Below are 20,170 nucleotides of genomic sequence, written 5' to 3'. Positions count from 1 at the left end.
ATAACCTCCTTCCCATTTATGGGGATTACCAGCTGGCTTTTTTAACGCCAGGAATTTGTCCTTTATATGCAAGTTCGCGGAAACAAATACGGCAAAGTTTAAACTTACGAATAACTGAATGTGGACGACCACATCGTTCGCAGCGCGTATACTCTTGAACTTTAAACTTTTGTTTGCGTTGTTGTTTCGCAATCATAGACTTTTTAGCCACGATTTCGCCTCCCTTTCATTGATTATTTCTGGAACGGCATACCTACTTGAGTTAATAACTCACGTGCTTCTTCGTCCGTATTGGCAGTAGTAACGATAACGATATCCATACCGCGGACCTTTGTTACTTTATCGTAATCAATTTCTGGGAAGATTAACTGTTCTTTAATACCAAGCGTGTAGTTTCCACGACCGTCGAAAGATTTCTTAGAAATCCCGCGGAAGTCACGTACACGTGGTAAAGACACAGAAATAAGTTTATCAAGGAAATCATACATGCGCTCTCCGCGAAGTGTTACTTTCGCACCGATTGGCATTCCTTCACGTAGACGGAATCCAGCAATAGACTTCTTCGCACGAGTAACGACAGGTTTTTGACCAGCGATAAACGTTAATTCTTCAACAGCAGTATCGATTGCTTTAGCGTTTTGAACAGCGTCACCAACACCCATGTTGATCACGATTTTTTCGATTTTTGGCACTTGCATTACTGATTTGTATTCAAACTTAGAAACTAATGCAGGTGTAATTTCTTTTACATACTTTTCTTTAAGGCGGTTCATGAGAAAGACCTCCCTTCCTTATTTACTATTTATCTAGAACTTGCCCAGATTTTTTCGCTACACGGACTTTCTTTCCGTCCTCAACTTTATACCCAACACGTGTCACTTCACCCGTTTTAGGATCAAGCGGCATTACGTTTGATACGTGGATCGGCGCTTCTTGTTCAGAAATTCCGCCTTGAGGGTTAGCTTGGGTTGGTTTAGAGTGTTTTTTCACAAGGTTAATACCTTCTACTAAAACACGTTCCTTTTTAGGGAAAGCAGCAAGGATGACACCTTGTTTACCTTTATCTTTACCAGAGATAACCACTACTTTATCGCCCTTTTTAACATGCATTTAATCGCACCTCCTTGAGTCGCGGATTGTATTCATTAAAGTACTTCTGGTGCTAGAGAAACAATTTTCATATAGTTGTTTTCACGAAGTTCACGTGCTACTGGTCCGAAGATACGAGTTCCACGTGGGCTCTTGTCGTCACGAATGATGACACATGCATTTTCGTCGAAACTGATGTAAGATCCATCGTTTCTGCGAGCTCCGCTCTTAGTACGAACGATAACTGCTTTCACAACTTCACCTTTTTTGACAACGCCTCCAGGTGTTGCTTGTTTAACCGTACAAACAATGACATCACCGATGTTAGCCGTTTTACGTCCAGAGCCACCAAGAACTTTAATCGTTAGTACTTCGCGTGCGCCAGAGTTGTCAGCTACTTTTAAACGAGTCTCCTGTTGAATCATTAATGTTACCTCCTTTCGGAAAAAGAAATCCGAACTTTATTAGATAATAACGGCTTCTTCGACAACTTCAACTAGACGAAAGCGTTTAGTCGCAGATAAAGGACGAGTTTCCATGACCTTTACGATGTCTCCGATTTTTGCTTGGTTGTTTTCATCATGTGCTTTGAACTTCTTAGAGTATCTTACACGTTTGCCATAAAGTGAATGCTTTTTGTATGTTTCAACTACAACAGTGATGGTTTTATCCATTTTGTCAGAAACAACACGACCTTGATACACTTTACGTTGGTTACGTTCGCTCATGTTTGCGGGGCCTCCCCTCTAATTATTATTTATTAGCAGCGATTTCTCTTTGACGAATCACAGTTTTCATGCGTGCGATTGATTTACGCACTTCACGAATGCGAGCAGTATTTTCAAGCTGCCCAGTCGCTAATTGGAAACGAAGATTGAAAAGTTCTTCTTTAAGAGACTTTACTTTTTGTTCAATTTCAGCAGTGGTAAGGTCACGAATTTCATTAGCTTTCATTTGATTCACCACCAATTTCTTCACGTTTTACGAACTTCGTTTTAATTGGCAATTTGTGAGATGCAAGACGAAGAGCTTCACGAGCAACTTCTTCAGACACACCAGAAATTTCAAATAAAACTTTGCCCGGTTTTACTACAGCTACCCATCCTTCTGGAGCACCTTTACCGGAACCCATGCGGACCTCTAGAGGTTTAGCTGTGTATGGCTTAGAAGGGAAAATTTTAATCCAAACTTTACCGCCACGTTTCATGTAACGAGTCATAGCAATACGAGCAGCTTCGATTTGACGGTTTGTGATCCAAGAAGCTTCAAGAGCCTGGATACCGTACTCACCGAAATGTACTTCAGTACCGCCTTTTGCACGACCACGCATTTTTCCACGATGTTCTCTGCGATACTTCACGCGTTTTGGCAATAACATATTATTTTCCTCCTTCCGCAGTATTCTTCTTAGTTGGAAGGACTTCTCCACGATAGATCCATACTTTTACGCCAAGCTTACCATAAGTAGTGTCAGCTTCAGCAGTAGCATAGTCGATGTCAGCACGAAGTGTGTGCAATGGAACAGTACCTTCACTGTAATATTCAGAACGAGCAATATCTGCACCGCCAAGACGACCAGAAACCATTGTTTTGATTCCTTGTGCTCCAGCACGCATTGTGCGTTGGATTGTTTGTTTTTGTGCACGACGGAATGAAATACGGTTTTCAAGTTGACGAGCGATGTTTTCAGCAACTAGCTGAGCATCAAGATCTGCTCTCTTGATTTCAAGAATGTTGATGTGTACACGTTTGCCAGTTAGGCTGTTAAGAGCTTTACGAAGTGCTTCAACTTCAGATCCGCCTTTACCAATTACCATACCTGGTTTAGCCGTGTGGATTGTGATATTTACGCGGTTTGCAGCACGTTCGATTTCAACTTTAGAAACAGACGCGTCAGACAAACGCTTGCTGATGAATTCACGGATTTTCAAGTCTTCATGTAAGAAGTCAGCGTAATCTTTTCCTGCGAACCATTTAGATTCCCAATCACGAATGACGCCAATACGAAGACCTACTGGATTTACCTTTTGACCCACGGATTATCCCTCCTTCTTTTCTGATACAACGATTGTAATGTGGCTAGTACGTTTGTTAATTGCGCTCGCACGACCCATAGCACGTGGACGGAATCTCTTAAGTGTTGGACCTTCGTCAACGAATGCTTGAGTAATCACTAGGCTGTTAGCGTCCAACTCGTAGTTGTGCTCAGCGTTTGCGATAGCAGATTTTAATACTTTTTCAATAATTGGTGAAGCAGCCTTAGGTGTAAGGTTTAAGATAGAAACTGCTTCTCCTACTTGCTTACCTCGGATCAGGTCCATTACTAGACGTGCTTTACGAGGAGCAATACGGACTGTTCTTGCGACAGCTTTAGCTTGCATTTAAAAGCCTCCTCTCATTAGCGTCTTGTTTTTTTATCGTCACTAGCATGACCTTTGTAAGTACGGCTTGGTGCGAATTCGCCCAATTTGTGACCTACCATATCTTCAGAAATGAAAACAGGTACATGTTTGCGTCCATCATAGACAGCGATTGTGTGACCGATGAATTGTGGGAAAATTGTAGAACGACGAGACCAAGTTTTTACGACTTGCTTTTTGTCAGTTTCATTCAATTTCTCGACTTTAGCCATCAAATGATCATCAACAAATGGTCCTTTTTTTAAGCTGCGAGCCATTGTGGAACCTCCCTTCGTGATTGAACTACGGTCCTAAATGAACCGTAGACAACCCCGTTACTTGTTTTTACGACGACGTACAATGAATTTATCAGACTTGTTGGTTTTCTTACGAGTCTTGAATCCAAGAGTCGGTTTACCCCATGGAGACATTGGTGATTTACGTCCGATTGGAGCGCGTCCTTCACCACCACCGTGTGGGTGATCGTTAGGGTTCATTACAGAACCACGAACTGTTGGGCGTACACCTTTCCAGCGAGAACGTCCAGCTTTACCGATGTTGATTAATTCGTGTTGCTCGTTTCCAACTTGACCGATAGTCGCACGGCAAGCAGAAAGAATCATGCGAACTTCTCCTGAGTTCAAACGTACAAGAACGTATTTACCTTCTTTACCAAGAACTTGAGCAGAAGTACCAGCAGAACGAACTAATTGTCCACCTTTACCTGGTTTTAATTCAATGTTATGCACAACTGTACCAACTGGGATGTTGATAAGTGGAAGAGCATTACCTGGTTTGATGTCAGCTTCTGGTCCAGAAGTAACTTCAGTACCAACTTGGATTCCTTTCGGAGCAAGAATGTAACGTTTCTCACCATCTGCATAGTTTACAAGAGCGATGTTAGCTGAACGGTTTGGATCATACTCGATTGTAGCAACGCGTCCAGGTATACCGTCTTTATCACGCTTAAAGTCGATGATACGGTATTGACGTTTGTGACCGCCACCTTGATGACGAACAGTCAATCTACCTTGGTTGTTACGTCCGCCTTTTTTGTGTAGCGGTGCAAGCAACGATTTTTCTGGTTTGTCAGTCGTGATTTCAGCAAAATCTGAAGTAGTCATGCCACGACGACCATTACTGGTTGGTTTATACTTTTTAATCGCCATTTTGAATTTCCCTCCTTCTTTTTAAGATTTACGCTTCAAAAATTTCGATTTCTTTGCTGTCAGCAGTTAATTTCACGATCGCTTTTCTGCGACGGCTAGTCATACCAGTGTAGCGTCCAACGCGTTTTGATTTTCCTTTGTAGTTTTGAACGTTGACTTTCTCAACTTTCACTCCAAAGATTTCTTCAACAGCGTCTTTCACTTCTGTTTTGTTAGCTCTGACATCAACTTCGAACGTGTACTTCTTCTCTGTCATTAGATCAGCAGAACGTTCAGTAATGATAGGGCGCTTTAGAACATCACGAGGATCTTTCATTATGCAAGTCCCTCCTCTACTTTTTCAACCGCTGCTTTAGTGATCAGAAGTTTGTCGTGGTTGACAACGTCAAGAACGTTGATACCGTTAGCTTCAACAACTGTTACTCCAGGGATGTTACGAGCAGATAAAGCAACTGTTTCGTTTGCATCCGCAGTGACGATCAACGCTTTCTTCTCGACAGATAATCCTTTAAGGATGCCTGCGAATTCTTTCGTTTTCACTGCATCAAGAGTCAGATCTTCAAGAACGATGATGTTGTTGTCGATTACTTTAGAAGACAATACTGACTTGATAGCCAAGCGGCGAACTTTTTTAGGTAATTTATAAGAATAACTGCGTGGTGTTGGACCGAATACGATACCGCCTCCGCGCCATTGTGGTGAACGGATAGAACCTTGACGAGCACGACCTGTACCCTTCTGTCTCCAAGGCTTACGACCTCCGCCACGTACTTCAGAACGAGTTTTTACTTTATGAGTTCCTTGACGTAAGGAAGCTCTTTGCATAAGAATAGCATCGAATACTACGCTTTCGTTTGGCTCGATTCCAAACACAGAAGCGTTTAATTCGATTTCACCGTTAGTAGAACCGTTTTGGTTATATAATGCTACTTTTGGCATGACTTGTTTCCTCCTTTCCTAAGAGAGTTATTTAGATTTAACTGCACTCTTTACAGTTACTAGAGATTTTTTAGCTCCTGGTACGTTTCCTTTGATCAATAGAAGATTGCGTTCTGCATCAACTTTAACGATCTCAAGGTTTTGGACAGTAATTTGCTCTCCGCCCATACGACCTGGTAGAAGTTTACCTTTGAATACACGGTTTGGATCAACAGGTCCCATTGAACCAGGACGACGGTGGTAACGTGAACCGTGAGTCATTGGTCCGCGTGATTGTCCGTGGCGTTTGATAGCCCCTTGGAATCCTTTACCTTTTGATGTTCCTGTTACATCTACGATATCTCCATTTGCGAAAATATCAACTTTGACTTCCTGACCAACTTCATACGCATCTAACTCCGCACCGCGTAATTCTTTTACGAAGCGCTTAGGAGCAGTTTCCGCTTTAGCAACGTGGCCTTTCTCTGGTTTGTTAGAAAGCTTTTCACGTTTGTCATCAAAACCGATTTGGATTGCTTCATAGCCATCCGTGTCAACAGTCTTCTTTTGAAGAACAACGTTAGCAGCAGCCTCAACAACAGTTACAGGGATAAGATCACCGTTTTCTGCGAATACTTGCGTCATACCAATTTTTCTACCTAAGATTCCTTTGGTCATTCGTCACACCTCCTATAATATGTGTTTTCTATTTGAATTAAAGTTTGATTTCGATATCTACACCAGATGGTAAATCTAAACGCATAAGTGCATCAACTGTTTGCGGAGTTGGATTCACGATGTCGATTAGACGTTTGTGAGTACGCATCTCGAATTGCTCACGAGAATCTTTGTACTTATGCACCGCACGAAGGATTGTGTAAACTGATTTTTCAGTTGGAAGCGGAATTGGACCAGATACACTAGCACCAGAACGCTTAGCCGTTTCAACAATCTTCTCAGCAGATTGATCAAGAATTCTATGATCATATGCTTTTAAACGAATACGAATTTTTTGTTTTGCCATTATTTTCCCTCCTTTTCGCCTACTTACGTTAGACAGTTCTCCGTGAGAAAAACCTGATCACCTCGCCATGGCAAAGCGGCCGGGTGTGTCAGCAACCTCTCACTTCATCGCAGTCAAAGACCAACATGCACTATTGTACCAAATTGGCCTGCGTGTTGCAATAATAAATCGGATAAATTTATGATTTGCACACTTTTCATATTATACAGGGATTCAGCCTATAAATCAAGCTTTCCCTGAAGATGATGTATAGCAGTCTTTCTTATGATACGTATAAATTCATCTGGTTCCTCAATGTGCGGGGAATGTGCAGAGTCTTTAAAGGTAAACCATTCTTTGATTGGTGCTTTTAATTGATCAACATATGGTTTTGATACAGCAGCTGGTGTAATCATGTCGTGATCGCCAATGAGAAAGTAGCACGGTATTAATATAGTAGAAACTCGGAATTGAATACTCTCATTCATTAGCTGATCCCATAGCTTGTCTTGACTAAACTTCTGTCCTTTCATGAACTTCCATTTATCTTTAAGCTGATATTGCTTACTAAAAAGAAACCCTTTTAGCATTTGAAAAACCGGTTTCCATCTATGTGTGAGACCTACGCTCGCAAACTCTTTATATAGAGAAAACAAGGCATGAGCTGATGTCCGTTTCCATGGAGGGGGCGTCAGTAATCGCAGACACCCAGTAAACAGACGATTGCGATGATATTTCTTCAAAAGGAGCTCGTACGATACGATATCTTCCTTTAACACATCTACTACCTGACTAATCCCGTAATATGCATGATAAAGATCTGGACGCTTATGTACTGCTTGTATGGCAATTAATGATCCCCACGAGTATCCTGCGATATACAATTTTGAATGACCTAGATAAGTTAGAAGCTTCTCTGTCAGTTCAATCGTGTCTTCAATAAATTGCTGAATGGTCATCGATGCATCGGGAAGATTCTCTTGATAGGAAAGTCCTGCACCTCTCTGATCCCAATGGACAACTGTAAAGTCCTGATCAAGTTCCCCGTGAAAGGAATCAATATAACTGATTTGAGCCGAGCCGGGCCCGCCGTGCAAAAATAAAAGGACAGGCTTCGTTTCACTCGTCTGGTCTTCTTTCATCATAATCCATTGGTCAATCCCGCCGATCGACCATTTTTTCAAATATGTCTTTACCATTCCAGCGATCCTCTCGGTTCCATTTAGATTCTATAGCTTATAGTAGCCGTTCTGATCTGGAAAAGCAAAAAAAGAGACCCTTTTGCAAGGAGTCTCTTTTGTATGTTTATTACTTAATGATAGTTGAAACGACACCAGAACCTACAGTACGTCCACCCTCACGGATAGAGAAACGAGTTCCTTCTTCGATAGCGATAGTAGAGATAAGTTCAACTTCCATCTCAGTGTTATCGCCAGGCATTACCATTTCAGTACCTTCTGGAAGATGTACGATACCAGTTACGTCAGTTGTACGGAAGTAGAACTGGGGACGGTAGTTAGCGAAGAATGGAGTATGACGTCCACCCTCTTCTTTAGAAAGTACATAAACTTCAGCTTTGAAACGGCTGTGTGGAGTGATTGTACCTGGTTTAGCAAGTACTTGACCACGTTGGATATCTTCACGAGATACACCACGAAGTAGTGCACCGATGTTGTCACCAGCTTCAGCGTAGTCAAGAAGTTTACGGAACATTTCAACACCTGTAACAGTTGTTTTACCGTTTTCTTCTTGAAGACCGATGATTTCAACTTCGTCACCGACTTTAACTTGTCCACGCTCAACACGACCAGTAGCAACTGTTCCACGACCAGTGATTGAGAATACGTCCTCAACTGGCATCATGAATGGCTTCTCAGTGTCACGCTCTGGAGTTGGGATGTACTCATCAACCGCATCCATAAGTTCAAAGATTTTTGCTTCGTAATCAGCATCTCCTTCAAGAGCTTTAAGAGCAGAACCTTTGATAACTGGTACATCGTCACCAGGGAAGTCATAGTCAGAAAGAAGGTCACGAACTTCCATTTCAACAAGTTCAAGTAACTCTTCATCGTCAACCATGTCACATTTGTTAAGGAATACTACGATGTATGGTACACCTACGTTACGAGAAAGTAGGATGTGCTCACGTGTTTGTGGCATTGGACCATCAGCAGCAGATACTACTAAGATCGCGCCGTCCATTTGAGCAGCACCAGTGATCATGTTTTTAACATAGTCAGCGTGTCCTGGGCAGTCTACGTGTGCATAGTGACGAGTTTCAGTTTCATACTCAACGTGTGCAGTTGAGATTGTGATTCCACGCTCGCGCTCTTCTGGAGCACCATCGATTTGGTCATAAGCCATAGCTGTACCTTTACCAGATTTCTTATGAAGAACTGTTGAGATAGCAGCAGTTAGAGTTGTTTTACCATGGTCAACGTGTCCAATTGTACCAATGTTAGCATGCGATTTGGAACGGTCGAATTTTTCTTTAGCCATTCTAAAAATCCTCCTTAAAGGTTCATTGTATTTGGTATAGAGTGATAGAAAGTGAAGAGTTACCTCTCACTTTCTGATCTTCAATAGTAGTTATACTTTAGTTTAAAGGCAAAATCAATTATTCACCTTTATTTTTTTTGATGATTTCTTCACTGATGCTCTTAGGCACTTCTTCGTAGTGATCCATGTGCATAGTGAAAGTACCGCGTCCTTGTGTGTTAGAACGGAGTGCAGTAGCATATCCGAACATTTCAGAAAGTGGAACCATAGCGCGAACAACTTGAGCGTTACCGCGAGCTTCCATACCTTCTACACGTCCACGACGAGATGTGATATCACCCATGATGTCTCCCATGTATTCTTCAGGGATAACAACTTCCACTTTCATCATTGGCTCAAGTAGAACTGGGTTACATTTGCTGACAGCATTTTTTAATGCCATAGATGCAGCAATTTTGAACGCCATTTCGTTAGAGTCAACATCGTGGTAAGATCCATCAAATAATTTTGCTTTGATGTCGATTAATGGGAATCCAGCTAATACACCATTTTCAAGTGAATCTTCAAGACCTGCTTGAATTGCTGGGATGTATTCACGTGGAACAACCCCACCGACGATTGCATTTTCAAATTCGAATCCTGCGCCTTCTTCGTTTGGTTCGAATTCAATCCAAACGTGTCCGAACTGACCGCGTCCACCAGACTGACGTACGAATTTACCTTCAACTTTTGCACCAGAACGGAATGTTTCACGGTACGCAACTTGAGGAGCACCTACGTTAGCTTCAACCTTGAACTCACGCTTCATACGGTCAACAATGATATCAAGGTGAAGCTCACCCATACCAGAGATGATCGTTTGACCAGTTTCAGGGTTTGTTTGTGTACGGAATGTTGGATCCTCTTCAGCTAGTTTAGCTAAAGCGATACTCATTTTATCTTGGTCAGCCTTAGATTTAGGCTCGATAGCTACATCGATAACTGGCTCTGGGAATTCCATAGACTCAAGGATAACAAGATTTTTCTCGTCACAAAGAGTATCACCAGTAGATGTATCTTTAAGACCTACAGCTGCTGCGATATCCCCTGCATATACAGTAGAGATTTCTTCACGGCTGTTTGCGTGCATTTGAAGGATACGTCCAACACGTTCACGCTTGTTCTTAGAAGAGTTCTTCACGTATGAACCAGAATCAAGTGTTCCAGAGTATACGCGGAAGAAAGTTAGTTTCCCAACATAAGGGTCAGTCATAACTTTAAATGCAAGAGCTGCGAATGGTGCGTCATCAGTAGACTCACGAACAACCTCTTCATTTGAATCTGGCAGGATACCTTTAATTGCAGCAACATCAGTTGGTGCAGGAAGGTAGTCAAGCACAGCGTCAAGTACAAGCTGAACACCTTTGTTTTTGAAAGCAGATCCAACAAGAACTGGGTAGAATTCAACATTCAATGTTCCTTTACGGATTGCAGCTTTCAATTCAGGAATTGTGATTTCTTCACCCTCAAGGTATTTTTCCATAAGCTCTTCATCAAGCTCAGCAACAGCTTCAATTAGGCTGCTGCGAAGCTCTTCAGCTTTGTCTTTATACTCAGCAGGGATTTCTTTAGCATCAGAGCGAGTTCCAAGGTCATCTTCGTAGAAGTATGCTACGTTTTCTACAAGGTCGATGATTCCTTCGAATTGATCTTCAGCGCCGATCGGCAATTGAATTGCATGAGCGTTCGCTTGAAGACGATCTCTTAATGTGCTTACAGAGTAAAGGAAGTCCGCACCAGTTTTATCCATTTTGTTAACGAATACGATACGAGGTACTCCGTAAGTTGTTGCTTGGCGCCAAACTGTTTCAGTTTGTGGCTCTACACCTGATTGTGCATCAAGAACAGCAACCGCACCATCAAGTACACGTAAAGAACGTTCAACTTCAACAGTGAAGTCTACGTGTCCTGGTGTATCGATGATGTTTACACGGTAACCCTTCCATTGTGCTGTAGTAGCAGCAGAAGTGATTGTAATACCACGTTCTTGCTCCTGCTCCATCCAGTCCATTTGTGAAGCTCCTTCGTGAGTTTCACCAATTTTATGGATACGACCAGTGTAGTACAAGATACGCTCAGTCGTTGTCGTTTTACCGGCATCGATGTGAGCCATGATACCAATATTACGAGTTTTGTCTAAGGAGAACTCTCTTGCCATTGGGTAATTTCTCCTTCCTCATTAGGGAATAGTTTTTTTAGTTTGGTATAAATCCTACCAGCGGTAGTGAGCGAATGCTTTGTTCGCTTCTGCCATTTTGTGTGTATCTTCACGTTTCTTAACAGCAGCACCAGTGTTGTTAGCTGCGTCAAGGATTTCGTTAGCAAGACGCTCTTCCATCGTTTTTTCTCCACGAAGACGAGCATAGTTTACTAACCAGCGAAGACCTAAAGTAGTACGACGGTCTGGGCGAACTTCTACAGGAACTTGGTAGTTAGCTCCACCTACACGACGTGCTTTAACTTCAAGAACTGGCATGATGTTTTTCAAGGCTTGTTCGAAAACCTCCATCGCTTCATTACCAGTACGTTCTTTGATGATATCAAAAGACTTGTAGAGGATTGTTTGTGACTTTCCTCTTTTACCGTCGATCATCATTTTGTTGATCAAACGAGATACAAGTTTAGAATTGTAAATTGGATCTGGCAATACGTCTCTTTTTGCTACAGGACCTTTACGTGGCATCTGAATAGCCTCCCTTCTCTTTTAAAAGGATTTCTATCTGTCTCTCATCTCAATATCATTGTCAGCTGCCTGACTCCACTGATCTGATATCAACTTCTAAAAACCCTTATGTTTGTTTGTATTATTTGCTTTGTTTAGGGCGTTTTGTTCCGTATTTAGAACGTCCTTGCATACGACCGTCAACTCCGGCAGTATCAAGCGCACCACGAACGATGTGGTAACGTACACCCGGTAAGTCTTTTACACGTCCGCCACGGATAAGTACTACACTGTGCTCTTGTAGGTTATGTCCGATACCAGGAATGTAAGCTGTTACCTCAATCAGGTTAGACAAACGTACACGAGCATATTTACGTAGTGCTGAGTTTGGTTTTTTCGGTGTCATTGTACCGACACGTGTACAAACCCCGCGCTTCTGTGGAGATGTTACGTTAGTGTGCTCTTTTTTGAAACTGTTGTATCCTTTGTTAAGTGCAGGTGACTTTGAGTTTTCAACTTTACTCACGCGTCCTTTGCGTATTAGCTGATTAATTGTAGGCATGTTGTTATTCCTCCCTTCATTACTTTTTTTATAACCCACATACCCAGGTGGTTCATCAAAAGGCAAAAAACAATGCTTTTGCATTTTATACATGCAAAAACAAAACAAGTACGCTATAACATAATGGCAACAGCTGCTGCCCCAACTTCAATTCCGCAGGCCTTGCCGAGCTTTTTCATGGAATCTACCACTAAGATGTCTACACTCTTCTCTTGCGCTAGTTTCAATACACTAGCGGTTAAAGCAGGATCAGCATCTTTCGCTACGACGACTTCCTTAACTGAATCTCGTTTCAGAGCTTTTACTGTTTGCTTCGTACCAATAATAATGGATTGAGCCTGTGATACTTTATCATAAGACATCGAATATCCTCCAAAGTAACAGGTTTTATTTTGAGCACCTTGGTTATATTATCATCATGGCAGAAGGATGTCAATATCGTATGACAGATTATCTTGACATCCTTCACCATTTTTTGATGATTTTATAGGAATCTCACGAGAAAGATTACTCTACAGGAACCATGTCGTCAGACGGCTGCACTTGCGAAACCGGCTTAACTTTACGGTAGTTTGGCATTCCCGTTCCAGCAGGAACAAGTTTACCGATGATCACATTCTCTTTCAAGCCAAGCAGTTCATCACGTTTTCCTTTGATCGCCGCATCTGTTAGGACACGAGTCGTTTCTTGGAAGGATGCCGCAGACAAGAATGAGTCTGTTTCAAGTGAAGCTTTTGTAATACCAAGAAGAACTGGACGGCCTGTTGCAGGACGTTTGCCTTCGAATAGTACTTTTTTGTTCGCTTCAGTGAATTGATGTACATCAAGAAGTGTGCCTGGTAATACATCTGTATCCCCTGCATCAGCGACACGCACTTTACGAAGCATTTGGCGAACCATTACCTCTACGTGCTTATCTCCGATTTCTACCCCTTGCATACGGTATACTTTTTGTACTTCATGAAGCAGATATTCTTGAACAGCTGTCATGTCAGTCACTTTAAGAAGTTCTTTCGGATCGATCGAACCTTCTGTAAGTACTTGACCACGAGTAACTGTGTCACCTTCAACAACTTTCAGACGTGCATTGTAAGGAGCTGTGTAAGAACGAGTTTCAACTTCGCCTTGAACCACAATTTCCTGCTGCTTGTCACGAACATCGTTAATTTCAGCAACGACACCATCAATTTCAGAAATTGTCGCTTGCCCTTTCGGATTACGCGCTTCAAATAGCTCTTGGATACGAGGTAAACCTTGAGTGATATCGTCTCCTGCTACCCCACCGGTGTGGAACGTACGCATTGTAAGCTGTGTTCCTGGCTCACCGATTGATTGTGCAGCGATGATTCCAACCGCTTCACCGACTTCAACGTCAGTACCAGTTGCAAGGTTACGGCCGTAGCATCGTTTACATACACCATGAGGCGTGTTACATGTAAATGCAGAACGGATCCATACTTCCTCAATTCCTGCTTCAACTACTTCAAGTGCTTTATCTTCATCAATTAGTTCGTTTTCGGCTACGATGACTTCGCCTGTTTCAGGATGAACAATTGGTTTTCTTGCAAAACGCCCGATCAGACGTTCTTCAAGTTTCTCAATAATTTCATTTCCTTCTTTAATGGACTTCGCCAAGATTCCACGGTCTGTACCGCAATCTGTTTCACGGATGATGACATCCTGTGCAACGTCAACGAGACGACGCGTGAGGTAACCTGAGTCAGCTGTTTTAAGGGCTGTATCGGCAAGACCTTTACGCGCACCGTGAGTGGAAATAAAGTATTCCAATACGGTTAAACCTTCACGGAAACTAGATTTAATCGGAAGTTCAATGATACGTCCAGCCGGGTTGGCCATCAGACCACGCATACCAGCCAGCTGAGTGAAGTTAGATGCGTTACCACGCGCTCCAGAGTCACTCATCATGTAGATTGGGTTGACTTCATCAAGGGACTTCATCAGTTTACCTTGGATGACATCTTTAGAAGAACTCCAGATTGAAATAACTCTCTCATAACGCTCTTCTTCAGTAATCAAACCACGTCTGAATTGCTTCATGACGTTATCTACTTTTGCTTGTGCTTCTTCAAGGATCTTCTGCTTATCATCTAGTACGACGATATCAGACACACCAACCGTAATACCGGCTTTAGTAGAGTATCTGAAACCAAGATTTTTCATGCGGTCAAGCATTTTAGATGTCTCAGTGATATGGAATCTCTTAAAGATTTCTGCAATGATTTTCCCTAAAATACCTTTTTTGAACGGCGCATTGATTTCTTGTTTCTCGATCGCAGCTTTTACATCCTCACCTTTTTCAAGGAAGAAACGATCAGGCGTTTTTTCTTCAATATTGCTCTTTGTCGGCTCATTCATGTATGGGAATGATTCCGGTAAGATTTCGTTAAAGATCAGTTTTCCAACTGTTGTAATCAACAATTTAGAACGCTGTTCATCAGTGAATGTCACATTCTTCAACGAGCTAGCTGCAACAGCTACACGTGTATGAAGATGCACATAACCATTTTGATAAGCTAGAAGGGCTTCGTCAGTATCTTTGAAGACCATACCTTCTCCGATAGCACCTTTGCGCTCAAGTGTAAGGTAGTAGTTACCAAGCACCATATCCTGAGATGGCGTAACAACTGGTTTTCCATCTTTCGGGTTCAAAATGTTTTGAGCAGCAAGCATTAAGATACGAGCTTCAGCTTGAGCTTCAGCAGATAATGGTACGTGAACCGCCATTTGGTCACCGTCAAAGTCAGCGTTGTAGGCTGTACATACAAGTGGATGAAGACGAATTGCGCGTCCTTCCACAAGTGTAGGTTCAAACGCTTGAATACCAAGTCTGTGAAGAGTCGGTGCACGGTTTAGTAAGACTGGATGCTCACGAATAACTGATTCTAATACATCCCATACTTCTGGCTGCACGCGCTCAATTTTACGCTTCGCACTCTTGATGTTGTGAGCTAATCCTTTTTCAACAAGCTCCTTCATCACGAATGGTTTGAATAATTCAAGAGCCATTTCTTTCGGAAGTCCACACTGATACATTTTCAAATGTGGTCCTACGACGATAACGGAACGTCCAGAATAGTCAACACGTTTACCAAGCAAGTTTTGACGGAAACGCCCTTGTTTCCCTTTCAGCATGTGAGAAAGAGATTTCAATGGTCGATTTCCTGGTCCTGTTACTGGTCGGCCTCTACGTCCATTATCAATCAAGGCATCGACAGCTTCTTGAAGCATACGCTTCTCGTTCTGAACGATGATGCTTGGCGCGCCAAGATCTAATAAACGCTTCAGACGATTGTTACGGTTGATGACACGACGATAAAGGTCGTTCAAGTCAGAAGTAGCAAAACGTCCACCATCAAGCTGAACCATTGGACGTAATTCTGGTGGAATAACCGGAAGTACATCAAGAATCATCCAAGATGGTTTGTTTCCTGAGTTACGGAAGGCTTCTAATACTTCAAGGCGTTTGATCGCACGTGTACGGCGCTGTCCTTGAGCAGTTTTCAGCTCTTCTTTCAGTGTATCTACTTCTTTTACAAGATCGATATCTTGAAGAAGTTTGTTGATTGCTTCTGCACCCATAGCTGCTTGGAATGTATTACCGTATTTATCTAAATAAGCACGGAATTCTTTCTCAGAAAGAAGTTGTTTCTTCTCAAGCGGTGTATTGCCCGGATCTGTCACGACGTAAGAAGCGAAGTAGATCACTTCTTCTAACGCACGTGGTGACATATCAAGAACAAGACCCATACGGCTTGGGATACCTTTGAAATACCAAATGTGGGAAACTGGGGCAGCCAGTTCAATATGCCCCATTCTCTCACGACGGACTTTTGCCCGTGTTACTTCTACACCACAACGGTCACATACAACACCCTTATACCGAACGCGTTTATACTTCCCACAATGACATTCCCAGTCTTTTTGCGGTCCGAAGATACGTTCACAAAAGAGACCATCTTTTTCAGGTTTCAGTGTACGATAGTTAATCGTTTCAGGCTTTTTCACTTCACCAAAAGACCAAGAACGGATTTTATCAGGTGATGCGAGACCGATGTTCATATACTCAAAATTGTTCACATCTAGCAAGGGGCCTACCTCCCTTTTAATCTTCGGGTTATACCCTAGTCACTTGCTCTAATCGTTTCTGCTATTCTTTTGTGACTGCGTCACGTTCAAGATCGACAGGTGCGAGGTCTGCAGCATCTTCGTCATTAGATAACGCTAATCCGTCTGCTTTCTTCGTTTCCTCATCGTCTTCTAAATCTCTCATTTCTATCTCTTCTTCATCGCCAGATAGGATTTTCACATCCATACCTAAACTTTGAAGTTCTTTGATTAACACTTTGAATGATTCAGGGACACCTGGTTCAGGTACGTTATCCCCTTTGACGATGGCTTCGTATGTTTTCACACGACCCACAACGTCATCCGATTTAACTGTTAAGATCTCTTGAAGTGTATATGCTGCACCGTAAGCTTCAAGTGCCCATACTTCCATCTCTCCGAAACGCTGACCACCAAACTGTGCTTTACCGCCAAGTGGCTGCTGCGTAACAAGTGAGTATGGTCCAGTTGAACGAGCGTGAAGTTTATCGTCAACCATGTGAGCCAGTTTGATCATGTACATGATTCCGACAGATACACGGTTGTCGAATGGTTCACCAGTTCGACCGTCATAAAGGACTGTTTTCGCATCACGGGACATACCTGCTTCTTCAAGCGTTTCCCAAACATCTTCCTCGCGCGCACCATCAAATACTGGTGACGCAATGTGGATGCCAAGGTAACGTGCAGCCATACCCATATGAAGCTCAAGTACCTGACCGATGTTCATACGAGATGGTACCCCTAGAGGGTTCAACATGATATCGATCGGTGTTCCGTCTGGAAGATAAGGCATATCTTCTTCTGGAAGGATTTTAGAGATAACCCCTTTGTTACCATGTCGTCCGGCCATTTTGTCACCTTCAGAAATCTTACGTTTCTGAACGATGTATACGCGGACTAATTGGTTTACACCTGGAGGTAATTCATCTCCATCTTCACGGTTGAAGACTTTTACATCGTGGATAATTCCGCCGCCGCCGTGTGGAACACGTAGTGACGTATCACGAACTTCACGAGCCTTTTCACCGAAGATTGCATGTAATAGACGTTCTTCAGCTGTTAGTTCAGTTACACCTTTAGGCGTTACTTTACCTACAAGAAGGTCTCCGTCTTTTACTTCTGCACCAATACGGATGATTCCGCGCTCGTCAAGGTTGCGTAAAGCATCTTCCCCAACGTTTGGAATATCACGAGTGATTTCTTCTGGTCCAAGCTTTGTATCACGAGCTTCTGATTCATATTCTTCAATATGAATAGACGTGTAGACGTCATCTTTTACAAGGCGCTCACTCATGATGATCGCATCCTCGTAGTTGTAACCGTCCCAAGTCATGAATCCGACCATAACGTTACGTCCTAGAGCCAATTCACCTTTTTCCATAGAAGGTCCGTCTGCAAGAATTTCTCCTTTAACGACTTCATCTCCAACACTTACGATAGGGCGCTGGTTGTAGCAAGTCCCTTGGTTAGAGCGGACAAATTTCAGCAGGCTGTATTTGTCTAGGTTTCCTTTGACTTGTTGTCCGTCAACGTCCTCATAACGGCGAACCCAAATATTTTTTGCTTCTACACGTTCTACAACACCTGGATAGCGGCAGATGACAGCAGCACCAGAGTCTTTACCTGATACGTACTCCATCCCTGTACCAACAATCGGTGATTCCGGCTGCATCAAAGGCACAGCCTGACGCTGCATGTTCGCTCCCATTAGAGCACGGTTAGAGTCATCGTTTTCTAAGAATGGGATACATGCTGTCGCTGCAGAAACAACCTGCTTTGGCGAAACGTCCATGTAGTCAACGCGGTTTCGAGGAACAACGGTGTTTTCCCCTCTGAAACGAGCAATGATATTATCATCGATAAACGAACCATCATCAGCTAACTGAGCGTTCGCTTGTGCTACTACGTAGTTATCCTCTTCATCAGCAGTTAAGTAATCGATTCTCGGTGTCACTTTACCAGTTTCAGGATCAACCCGGCGGTAAGGTGTTTCGATAAATCCGAAGCGATTCACTTTTGCAAATGAAGATAGAGAGTTGATCAAACCAATGTTTGGACCCTCTGGTGTTTCAATCGGACACATACGTCCATAGTGAGAGTAGTGAACGTCACGAACTTCCATTCCTGCACGCTCACGCGTCAAACCACCCGGTCCAAGCGCTGACAGACGACGTTTGTGCGTCAATTCAGCAAGCGGGTTTGTTTGATCCATGAACTGAGAAAGCTGAGAACTACCAAAGAACTCTTTGATAGAAGCGATCACAGGACGAATGTTGATCAGCTGCTGAGGTGTGATCGTGTTTGTGTCTTGAATCGACATTCTTTCACGAACAACACGCTCCATTCTGCTTAAACCAATACGGAATTGGTTTTGCAGAAGTTCACCTACAGAACGCAGACGACGGTTACCAAGGTGATCGATATCATCTGTGTCACCTACACCATGAAGAAGGTTGAAGAAGTAACTGATTGATGCAATGATGTCAGAAGGCGTGATGTTTTTCACAGCTTCCTCTACATATGCATTTCCAATCACGTTGATCACTTGCTCGCCTTCTTGATCAGACGGTGCATAAATCTTAATAGATTGAAGTTCTACTTCATCTTCTACTACGCCACCATTAGGATAAAGCTTTCTAAATCCGATGCCGTTTTCTAAGTATGGAAGAACTTTATCAAGAACTCTTCTGTCTAAAATTTGACCTTTTTCTGCTAGAATTTCACCTGTTTCAGGATCAACTAACGTTTCAGCCAATTTTTGATTGAACAGTCTATTTTTAATATGAAGCTTCTTATTAATCTTGTAGCGTCCAACATTTGCTAGGTCATATCTCTTCGGATCGAAGAAGCGAGAGTCTAGCAAGCTTTTCGCATTTTCAACAGTTGGCGGCTCTCCAGGACGGAGGCGCTCGTAGATTTCGAGAAGTGCTTTATCTGCATTCTCTGTATTGTCTTTTTCCAGCGTGTTGCGTAAGTATTCATTCTCGCCAATGAGGTCAAGAATCTCTTGATCAGAGCTGAAGCCGAGAGCACGCAAAAGAACCGTAACCGGCAACTTACGTGTGCGATCGATGCGTACATAGACTACATCCTTCGCATCAGTTTCGTATTCTAACCATGCGCCACGGTTTGGAATGACAGTCGCAGTAAAACCTTTTTTACCGTTTTTGTCTACTTTACCACTGAAATATACACTTGGAGAACGCACTAACTGAGAAACGATTACACGTTCCGCACCATTAATGATAAAAGTACCTGTGTCTGTCATGATTGGGAAATCACCCATAAACACATCTTGGTCTTTTACTTCTCCAGTTTCTTTGTTAATTAAACGAACTTTTACTCTTAGTGGAGCAGAGTAAGTTACATCACGTTCTTTTGATTCTGCTACAGGATACTTAGGATCCCCTAGGCTGTAATCAATGAATTCAAGAGAAAGGTTACCAGTAAAATCCTCAATTGGGGATATATCTTGAAACATCTCTCTAAGACCCTCATCAAGAAACCACTGATAAGAAGAGGTTTGAATTTCAATGAGATTTGGTAATTCTAACACTTCGCTTATGCGTGCGTAGCTTCTGCGCTGGCGGTGTCGTCCATACTGAACTAGTTGACCTGTCAACTGATTCACCCCTCAAATCATGCGTATTATATGTGTAAAAAGTATTTCTGTCTTTCAAATGTCAGTAAAGAAATACTTTT

The 20,170-nt window shown here is 42.6% G+C and carries 23 protein-coding genes; all 23 read right to left on the bottom strand.

Annotated elements, in window-relative coordinates; genetic code table 11:
- Nucleotides 1-25 precede the first annotated feature (25 nt).
- Nucleotides 26-211, bottom strand: coding sequence for a 30S ribosomal protein S14 (rpsN, locus tag MHB66_RS00800; protein WP_008356542.1), 186 nt, complete (start codon nt 209-211; stop codon nt 26-28).
- A 22-nt stretch (nt 212-233) separates the two neighbouring features.
- Nucleotides 234-773 carry a 50S ribosomal protein L5 gene (rplE, locus tag MHB66_RS00795; protein WP_003217159.1) on the bottom strand — a complete coding sequence of 180 codons (540 nt, stop codon included), beginning with the start codon at nt 771-773 and terminating at the stop codon, nt 234-236.
- 25 nt (nt 774-798) lie between these two features.
- Nucleotides 799-1,110 (bottom strand): 50S ribosomal protein L24, encoded by a 312-nt coding sequence (rplX, locus tag MHB66_RS00790; protein WP_008356538.1) that lies wholly within the window; start codon nt 1,108-1,110, stop codon nt 799-801.
- A gap of 35 nt (nt 1,111-1,145) precedes the next feature.
- Nucleotides 1,146-1,514, bottom strand: a complete 369-nt coding sequence (rplN, locus tag MHB66_RS00785; protein WP_003216882.1) for a 50S ribosomal protein L14 — start codon at nt 1,512-1,514, stop codon at nt 1,146-1,148.
- A 39-nt stretch (nt 1,515-1,553) separates the two neighbouring features.
- Nucleotides 1,554-1,817 carry a 30S ribosomal protein S17 gene (gene rpsQ / locus MHB66_RS00780; RefSeq protein WP_003216906.1) on the bottom strand — a complete coding sequence of 88 codons (264 nt, stop codon included), beginning with the start codon at nt 1,815-1,817 and terminating at the stop codon, nt 1,554-1,556.
- A 25-nt stretch (nt 1,818-1,842) separates the two neighbouring features.
- Nucleotides 1,843-2,043: a 50S ribosomal protein L29 gene (gene rpmC, locus MHB66_RS00775; RefSeq protein ID WP_003217155.1), complete on the bottom strand. Its 201-nt coding sequence runs from the start codon at nt 2,041-2,043 to the stop codon at nt 1,843-1,845.
- A complete protein-coding gene (gene rplP, locus MHB66_RS00770) occupies nt 2,033-2,467 on the bottom strand; it encodes a 50S ribosomal protein L16 (protein WP_003156478.1) in 435 nt (144 codons plus the stop codon). The genes rpmC and rplP overlap by 11 nt, the downstream gene beginning before the upstream one ends.
- 1 nt (nt 2,468) lies before the next feature.
- A complete protein-coding gene (gene rpsC / locus MHB66_RS00765) occupies nt 2,469-3,125 on the bottom strand; it encodes a 30S ribosomal protein S3 (protein ID WP_003217241.1) in 657 nt (218 codons plus the stop codon).
- Between the two features lie 3 nt (nt 3,126-3,128).
- Nucleotides 3,129-3,470 (bottom strand): 50S ribosomal protein L22, encoded by a 342-nt coding sequence (gene rplV, locus MHB66_RS00760; protein WP_007496316.1) that lies wholly within the window; start codon nt 3,468-3,470, stop codon nt 3,129-3,131.
- A gap of 17 nt (nt 3,471-3,487) precedes the next feature.
- Entirely contained in the window at nt 3,488-3,766 is a 279-nt protein-coding gene (gene rpsS / locus MHB66_RS00755) for a 30S ribosomal protein S19 (RefSeq protein ID WP_003216920.1), read from the bottom strand.
- A 57-nt stretch (nt 3,767-3,823) separates the two neighbouring features.
- Nucleotides 3,824-4,657 (bottom strand): 50S ribosomal protein L2, encoded by an 834-nt coding sequence (rplB, locus tag MHB66_RS00750; RefSeq protein ID WP_024425599.1) that lies wholly within the window; start codon nt 4,655-4,657, stop codon nt 3,824-3,826.
- A gap of 28 nt (nt 4,658-4,685) precedes the next feature.
- Nucleotides 4,686-4,973, bottom strand: coding sequence for a 50S ribosomal protein L23 (gene rplW / locus MHB66_RS00745; protein ID WP_003217016.1), 288 nt, complete (start codon nt 4,971-4,973; stop codon nt 4,686-4,688).
- A complete protein-coding gene (gene rplD, locus MHB66_RS00740; RefSeq protein ID WP_024425598.1) occupies nt 4,973-5,596 on the bottom strand; it encodes a 50S ribosomal protein L4 in 624 nt (207 codons plus the stop codon). The genes rplW and rplD overlap by 1 nt, the downstream gene beginning before the upstream one ends.
- A gap of 27 nt (nt 5,597-5,623) precedes the next feature.
- On the bottom strand, nt 5,624-6,253 hold the full coding sequence (rplC, locus tag MHB66_RS00735; RefSeq protein ID WP_024425597.1) for a 50S ribosomal protein L3: 630 nt from the start codon (nt 6,251-6,253) through the stop codon (nt 5,624-5,626).
- A 37-nt stretch (nt 6,254-6,290) separates the two neighbouring features.
- Nucleotides 6,291-6,599, bottom strand: coding sequence for a 30S ribosomal protein S10 (gene rpsJ / locus MHB66_RS00730; protein WP_003156464.1), 309 nt, complete (start codon nt 6,597-6,599; stop codon nt 6,291-6,293).
- Nucleotides 6,600-6,817: 218 nt separating this feature from the next.
- Nucleotides 6,818-7,777: an alpha/beta hydrolase gene (locus MHB66_RS00725; RefSeq protein WP_034283889.1), complete on the bottom strand. Its 960-nt coding sequence runs from the start codon at nt 7,775-7,777 to the stop codon at nt 6,818-6,820.
- A 109-nt stretch (nt 7,778-7,886) separates the two neighbouring features.
- Nucleotides 7,887-9,077: an elongation factor Tu gene (gene tuf / locus MHB66_RS00720; RefSeq protein ID WP_034283892.1), complete on the bottom strand. Its 1,191-nt coding sequence runs from the start codon at nt 9,075-9,077 to the stop codon at nt 7,887-7,889.
- Between the two features lie 118 nt (nt 9,078-9,195).
- Nucleotides 9,196-11,274: an elongation factor G gene (gene fusA, locus MHB66_RS00715; RefSeq protein WP_024425594.1), complete on the bottom strand. Its 2,079-nt coding sequence runs from the start codon at nt 11,272-11,274 to the stop codon at nt 9,196-9,198.
- Between the two features lie 54 nt (nt 11,275-11,328).
- Entirely contained in the window at nt 11,329-11,799 is a 471-nt protein-coding gene (gene rpsG / locus MHB66_RS00710; RefSeq protein WP_003216884.1) for a 30S ribosomal protein S7, read from the bottom strand.
- 121 nt (nt 11,800-11,920) lie between these two features.
- Entirely contained in the window at nt 11,921-12,340 is a 420-nt protein-coding gene (gene rpsL, locus MHB66_RS00705; RefSeq protein ID WP_003216962.1) for a 30S ribosomal protein S12, read from the bottom strand.
- Nucleotides 12,341-12,453: 113 nt separating this feature from the next.
- Nucleotides 12,454-12,702 carry a 50S ribosomal protein L7ae-like protein gene (locus MHB66_RS00700; protein ID WP_046314377.1) on the bottom strand — a complete coding sequence of 83 codons (249 nt, stop codon included), beginning with the start codon at nt 12,700-12,702 and terminating at the stop codon, nt 12,454-12,456.
- A 145-nt stretch (nt 12,703-12,847) separates the two neighbouring features.
- A complete protein-coding gene (rpoC, locus tag MHB66_RS00695) occupies nt 12,848-16,447 on the bottom strand; it encodes a DNA-directed RNA polymerase subunit beta' (protein ID WP_041115160.1) in 3,600 nt (1,199 codons plus the stop codon).
- Nucleotides 16,448-16,508: 61 nt separating this feature from the next.
- Nucleotides 16,509-20,090, bottom strand: coding sequence for a DNA-directed RNA polymerase subunit beta (rpoB, locus tag MHB66_RS00690; RefSeq protein ID WP_046314374.1), 3,582 nt, complete (start codon nt 20,088-20,090; stop codon nt 16,509-16,511).
- Nucleotides 20,091-20,170 lie beyond the last annotated feature (80 nt).

The organism is Bacillus sp. FSL L8-0167, from assembly GCF_038630295.1.
In the GTDB taxonomy this organism is placed as follows: domain Bacteria; phylum Bacillota; class Bacilli; order Bacillales; family Bacillaceae; genus Bacillus; species Bacillus safensis.
This window is presented reverse-complemented; position numbering and strand designations above follow the sequence as displayed.

What these genes read in the sequence shown, in the direction of transcription:
- MHB66_RS00700 (WP_046314377.1), bottom strand. Translation starts at nt 12,702, where the DNA reads ATGTCTTATGATAAAGTATCACAGGCTCAATCCATTATTATTGGTACG.
- rplE (WP_003217159.1), bottom strand. Translation starts at nt 773, where the DNA reads ATGAACCGCCTTAAAGAAAAGTATGTAAAAGAAATTACACCTGCATTA.
- rpsQ (WP_003216906.1), bottom strand. Translation starts at nt 1,817, where the DNA reads ATGAGCGAACGTAACCAACGTAAAGTGTATCAAGGTCGTGTTGTTTCT.
- rpsL (WP_003216962.1), bottom strand. Translation starts at nt 12,340, where the DNA reads ATGCCTACAATTAATCAGCTAATACGCAAAGGACGCGTGAGTAAAGTT.
- rplD (WP_024425598.1), bottom strand. Translation starts at nt 5,596, where the DNA reads ATGCCAAAAGTAGCATTATATAACCAAAACGGTTCTACTAACGGTGAA.
- rplN (WP_003216882.1), bottom strand. Translation starts at nt 1,514, where the DNA reads ATGATTCAACAGGAGACTCGTTTAAAAGTAGCTGACAACTCTGGCGCA.
- fusA (WP_024425594.1), bottom strand. Translation starts at nt 11,274, where the DNA reads ATGGCAAGAGAGTTCTCCTTAGACAAAACTCGTAATATTGGTATCATG.
- rpsJ (WP_003156464.1), bottom strand. Translation starts at nt 6,599, where the DNA reads ATGGCAAAACAAAAAATTCGTATTCGTTTAAAAGCATATGATCATAGA.
- rplX (WP_008356538.1), bottom strand. Translation starts at nt 1,110, where the DNA reads ATGCATGTTAAAAAGGGCGATAAAGTAGTGGTTATCTCTGGTAAAGAT.
- rpsS (WP_003216920.1), bottom strand. Translation starts at nt 3,766, where the DNA reads ATGGCTCGCAGCTTAAAAAAAGGACCATTTGTTGATGATCATTTGATG.
- rplP (WP_003156478.1), bottom strand. Translation starts at nt 2,467, where the DNA reads ATGTTATTGCCAAAACGCGTGAAGTATCGCAGAGAACATCGTGGAAAA.
- rplC (WP_024425597.1), bottom strand. Translation starts at nt 6,253, where the DNA reads ATGACCAAAGGAATCTTAGGTAGAAAAATTGGTATGACGCAAGTATTC.
- tuf (WP_034283892.1), bottom strand. Translation starts at nt 9,077, where the DNA reads ATGGCTAAAGAAAAATTCGACCGTTCCAAATCGCATGCTAACATTGGT.
- rplB (WP_024425599.1), bottom strand. Translation starts at nt 4,657, where the DNA reads ATGGCGATTAAAAAGTATAAACCAACCAGTAATGGTCGTCGTGGCATG.
- rpsG (WP_003216884.1), bottom strand. Translation starts at nt 11,799, where the DNA reads ATGCCACGTAAAGGTCCTGTAGCAAAAAGAGACGTATTGCCAGATCCA.
- MHB66_RS00725 (WP_034283889.1), bottom strand. Translation starts at nt 7,777, where the DNA reads ATGGTAAAGACATATTTGAAAAAATGGTCGATCGGCGGGATTGACCAA.
- rplW (WP_003217016.1), bottom strand. Translation starts at nt 4,973, where the DNA reads ATGAAAGATCCTCGTGATGTTCTAAAGCGCCCTATCATTACTGAACGT.
- rplV (WP_007496316.1), bottom strand. Translation starts at nt 3,470, where the DNA reads ATGCAAGCTAAAGCTGTCGCAAGAACAGTCCGTATTGCTCCTCGTAAA.
- rpmC (WP_003217155.1), bottom strand. Translation starts at nt 2,043, where the DNA reads ATGAAAGCTAATGAAATTCGTGACCTTACCACTGCTGAAATTGAACAA.